At 67.3% G+C, this 4,873-nt stretch carries 4 protein-coding genes; 1 reads left to right on the top strand and 3 read right to left on the bottom strand.

All coding sequences use genetic code 11. From position 1 onward, the window contains the following. A partial coding sequence (locus VGD20_RS05850) for a pyrroline-5-carboxylate reductase family protein (RefSeq protein WP_331133552.1) occupies window positions 1–708 on the bottom strand: 708 nt, incomplete at its 3' end. A gap of 142 nt (window positions 709–850) precedes the next feature. Between VGD20_RS05850 and VGD20_RS05845 the strand changes: the two genes are divergently transcribed. Further along, entirely contained in the window at window positions 851–1,504 is a 654-nt protein-coding gene (locus tag VGD20_RS05845; RefSeq protein WP_331133551.1) for a response regulator transcription factor, read from the top strand. 169 nt (window positions 1,505–1,673) lie between these two features. On the opposite strand, the gene VGD20_RS05840 is transcribed toward VGD20_RS05845, so the two are convergent. Further along, complete coding sequence (locus tag VGD20_RS05840; RefSeq protein ID WP_331133550.1) at window positions 1,674–2,726, bottom strand: ACP S-malonyltransferase; 1,053 nt, start codon at window positions 2,724–2,726, stop codon at window positions 1,674–1,676. Beyond that, a partial coding sequence (locus VGD20_RS05835; RefSeq protein ID WP_414714548.1) for a thiamine pyrophosphate-dependent enzyme occupies window positions 2,723–4,873 on the bottom strand: 2,151 nt, incomplete at its 5' end. The genes VGD20_RS05840 and VGD20_RS05835, both read right to left, overlap by 4 nt.

Raw genomic sequence — 4,873 nt, 5'->3', positions numbered from 1 at the left:
GCGGCGCGCCATGTCGGCGGGATCGGCGCCGGGCTCGGCCAGCATCGCTGCCGATCCGGCCATCGTCTCGGCGATCAGCCGGAGCGCCTGCTCGCGGCTCAGCCCCTGCGCTTCGGCGGCGAGCGCCATCGCGTCGGCAATGCGGAAGAAGAAGGCGGGCGTCGCTCCCGAAACCGTCGTTGCGATCGCGCAAAGGGCTTCGTCCTCCATCCATTCCACCACACCGAGCGGAACAAAAAGACTTTCAGCCAGCGTTCGCGACGCCCCGTCCACATTTTCGCCTGCGAGCGCGGTGACCCCGCGCCCGATCGCGGCGGGGAGGTTCGGCACCGCGCGCACCAGCGATCCTGCCACCGGAAAATGGTAGCGCAACGTCCTGAACTCGACCGCCGCGAGCACCGACACGAGCATCGTATCGGCGGTGACCAGCGCCGCGAACGAGGGGGCAACCTCCGCAAGTTTCTGGGGTTTCACGGCCAGCACGAGCACCGAAGGCGGCGCGAGACCGACCGGGACCGAAGCCGCCAGCCGCACGCCCGCGGGCGCCGTGGCCAGCGCCGGGTCGATCACGATGATCGACGATGCGGGCACGCCGCTCTTCAGCCAGCCGGAGAGCATGGCGCCGCCCATATTGCCGCAACCGACGAGTATGATCGTCGCCGGGTGCGGGGTTACGCCCAAGGGAATATCTTGCGAATCGGCGGTCAAGAAGCGGCCCCTGCGATGATGGCGTCGGGGCCCTAGTACATCGTATACGATTTTGGTCAAGCCGGCGCGATGCGTCCGCAATGGTACCGGAGCCGAACGAACGGCGCTGGGCCTGGCGCGCGGGACCGACCAGCATGGCCGGGTGAACGAAAACGGGGGCCATATCCATCTTGTCCTGCCCGACCCGGTCGAGCGCGCCGCCTGCTTTCGCGTGCTCGCCACTGCCGCGGGACGCGTCATCCGCAGCTTTGCGAACGCCGACGCCTGGCTGGACGCGGGCGCCGATCGCGAAGGCGGCATCCTGCTGTTCCACTGGCGGCAACCCGGCCCGACGAGCGGTGCCGCATTGCTCGACCGCGTCGCCGAACGCGCCGGGACGACAATCTTCGTCGCTGCCGATCGCCTGACGATCGAGGAAACGCGCGCGATCCTGCGCGGCGGTGCACAGGATTTGCTGCCCGCACCACTCGATCCGCGCCTCGTTCGCCGGACGATCGAGCAGTCGCTCGGCGACTGGCGCCTGCGCCAGGACACGCTCGACCAGCATCGCGCGGCCGAGGAACGGCTCGCGGCGCTGACCCCGCGCGAGCGTGACATCTTGGACGCCATCGCCGCGGGGCTCGGCAACAAGGCGATCGCGCGCCAGCTCGAACTCAGCCCGCGCACCGTCGAGGTGCACCGTGCCAACATCATGCGGCGCGCCGGTGCGGGCAATGTCGCCGAACTGCTGCGGCTGCGGTTCATTGCCGAATATGCGCGCGGCGGGCCCGCCAATCCGGTCCGTTTTGGCGCATGATCGCAGCGCGGGTCCGGCCAGAAACGGCGCACCGCGCCTATAAGGAAAATGAACGGTGTACCGCCTTTGAGTTGGTCCCCATGGGCGCTGCCGTTCATTCGCGCGGGGTCAACCCCACCTGACCCCGCGCAAACGACAGGGTCGGCGGAGACGTTCCTCTCCGTCGGCCCTATTGGCTTCCGGTTACGAGCAGACTCTGTTCGGCGCGGCCCATCGAGAGCAGGACCGGATCGGCCGCCTGCCGCGCGGCGAAATCAGCCTTGCTGCCGATTCCCTGCCAGCCGATGCCGATCAGCGATTGCGCGATCGCACCGCCCAGCGTGTCGCCGGGGCCGGGCAGGATGATGACGTCGGGAGCATATTCGCGAACCGCGACCTGCACCGAGAGCGCGAAATCATAAGGCGCCAATATCTGGTGGCCGAAGGTGTAGTCCCAGACTGCAGCTGGATCGCTCGAATGGCGGCGCCAGATATGGCCGCGCCCGTCGACCATCGGCAGCGCGGGGCGGCCGAACAGCGAATGCGGCAGTTCGGCCTTCGCCTTGTCCGAACTGCCGAACATCAGCGGCGTGTGGAACGGGCCGTGGCCGGCGAGCCGCAGCGGGTCGCGACCCGGAGTCGGGGGCGCTTCGGCAAGCAGCGCCGCAAGTCCCTCCTCGTTACCGGCAAACACGAGCATTCCCGCAAGATCGATCGACAGCGCCAGCGCATGGCCGGGACGCGATCCGATGTCGGCGGTCAGCGCGAACAGCGCCTCGCGCAGGCCAGGGACCGGGCGCCAATCCTCGTCGACCACCTGCAGCAATATCTGGCCGCCGGGACCGTGCGTCTGGCTGTTGAGCCCCATCGCGTTCGCAATGCGAAAGCCGTCCTCGACCGATACCGCACCGCCGCAAGCGAGCGCGCTGTACCAGCCCATCGAATTGCCGAGGGCCGCGACGATGTCATATTGCCCGCGATCGATGCTGAGGAAATCGAGGATCGTCGCGGTGTAGATCAACGGCGCCGCAACGTCACCGCGCATATGCGTCGCGACGCTGAAGCGCTCGGCGCCGTCGAGTTCGCTCACCGTCGGCTGGCCGCGCTCGCGGCGCTGCGCGTCGAAATTGGCGATCAGATCGCCGAACCGCTGTCCATGCAGCCGCGCGATGCTGCCGAGTTCGCCCTTGCCATAGGTGCCGCGGCCGGGCGCGACGACGAGCGCGGATTTGCGCGCGCTCATGCGAGCAACTCCTTCGCGGCAGCATAGATGGAATCGCGGCTCGGAAGGGTCAGGGTAGCGGCCTTGCCCAGGGGAATGAAGCTGTCGTCGGCGGCGATGCGCGCGAGCTTCTTGCCGGGGGTGCGTTCGACGAAGGTCGCCATCAGCGCCTCGCTCTGCGATCCGGTGATGCGGCATTCGTCGACGATCAGGATGCGCTTGGCGTCGCCGACCGCGGCGACGAGCTTTTCCTCGTCGACGGGACCGAGCCAGCGCAGATCGATCACGCGCGCCTTGACGCCGTCGGCGGCGAGCAGCTTTTCGGCCTGCCGCGAATAATAAGTGCCATTGCCATAGGTGACGATCGCAAGGTCGTCGCCGTTGCCATGGACGCCGACGTCGCCGAAACGGATCGGTGCGCCGTCGCCGGGCGCCTCATAGACACTTGTCCACAGCCCATCTCCTTCTTCGTGGAGGTCGCGGGTCATATAGAGTGCGATCGGCTCGACGAAGACGACGACCCGCTGCTCCTCGCGCGCTAGCCGGACGCATTCGCGGAGCATTGCGACCGCATCGCGGCCGTTCGACGGCACCGCAAGGATCACACCCGGGATGTCGCGAAAGACGGCCAGGCTGTTGTCGTTGTGGAAATGCCCGCCGAAGCCCTTTTGATAACCGAGCCCCGCGATGCGCAGCACCATCGGGTTGGTATATTGCCCGTCGGAGAAGAAGCTCAATGTCGCCGCTTCGCCGCGGATCTGGTCCTCGGCATTGTGGACATAGGCGAGGAACTGGATTTCGGGCATCGGCAGGAAGCCGTTGTGCGCCATGCCGATCGCGAGCCCGAGGATCGCCTGTTCGTCGAGCAATGTGTTGACGACGCGCGCCGATCCGAAACGCTGGTGGAGCTTGGCGGTGACATTGTAGACGCCGCCCTTCGGCCCGACATCCTCGCCCGCGACGACGATTTCCTTGTACGCGAGCATCAGGTCGGCGAGCGCCCAGCTCAAAAGCCGTGCCATATGCTGCGGCTTGTCCATCGCGCCGGCATCGCTGCCGAACATCGCCTTGCGATCCTCGTCCGATGGCGTGTTCGGGCGCGCCATCTCGCGCTTCGGCGGGATCAGGCTGTCCATCACATGTGCCGGCGTCGTGATCTTCGGCCGCAGGATCGCCGCCTCGGCCTGCCGCGCCAGGGTCGCGCCGATGTCCTCATAGGCTTTGGCGATTTCGGCGGGCGACATCCAGCCGTGTTCGGCCATCAGCGCGGCGCCGGCAAGCAGCGGGTCGCGCGCCTCGTCGGCCTCGATCAGTGCCTTGGGCAGATAGGCGCCCTGCACGTCGGATCCGGCGTGCCCATAAAGCCGCACCGTCGCCATGTGGAGGAAGACCGGCTTGCGATATCGACGCGCATAATCGGCGGCTTCGGCCGCGCCCGCATAGGCCGAAACAAGGTCGGTGCCGTCGCATTTGATGTAGTGCAGTCCTGCACGGTGGCGGAACTGCGCCTCGATCCAGCCCGTTGGAGTGCGCGTCGAAATGCCGATGCCATTGTCTTCGCAGAGGAAAATGAGCGGCATCGGCGAGCCCTGGAACGCCGCCCAGCCGGCAGTGTTGAACGCGCCCTGCGCGGTCGAATGGTTCGCCGACGCATCGCCGAAACTCGTCAGCACCACCGCGTCGTCGGGAAGCGGCAGTCCGCTCATGCCGAGGCGGCGGGCGATGCCGATCGAAAAGGCGGCGCCGACCGCCTTCGGCAGGTGCGACGCAATCGTCGAGGTCTGCGGCGGAATGTTGAGCGGCTTCGATCCGATCACCTTGTGCCGGCCGCCCGAAATCGGATCTTCGCTCGACGCCGCAAAGCTCAGCAGCATGTCCCATGTCGGATTCTGCCCCGGCATCTGCCGGGCTCGGTGGAGCTGGAACGCGTTCGAGCGATAGTGGAGGAACGCCATGTCGGTGACGCGCAGCGCTGCCGCGACCGCGGCATTGCCTTCGTGCCCCGACGATCCGATCGTATAAAAGCCTTCGCCGCGCGCCTGCAGATGGCGCGACAACCGATCCATCTGGCGGCTGGTCAGCTGCGACAGGAAGATGTCGGTCGCCTGATCGCGCGACAGGCCGATGACGGCGGGATCGGGCGCGTCGGCGCGACCCGGCAACCGCCC

Source organism: Sphingopyxis sp. (assembly GCF_036402335.1).
Classification (GTDB): domain Bacteria; phylum Pseudomonadota; class Alphaproteobacteria; order Sphingomonadales; family Sphingomonadaceae; genus Sphingopyxis.
This window is presented reverse-complemented; position numbering and strand designations above follow the sequence as displayed.

What these genes read in the sequence shown, in the direction of transcription:
- VGD20_RS05840 (WP_331133550.1), bottom strand. Translation starts at nt 2,726, where the DNA reads ATGAGCGCGCGCAAATCCGCGCTCGTCGTCGCGCCCGGCCGCGGCACC.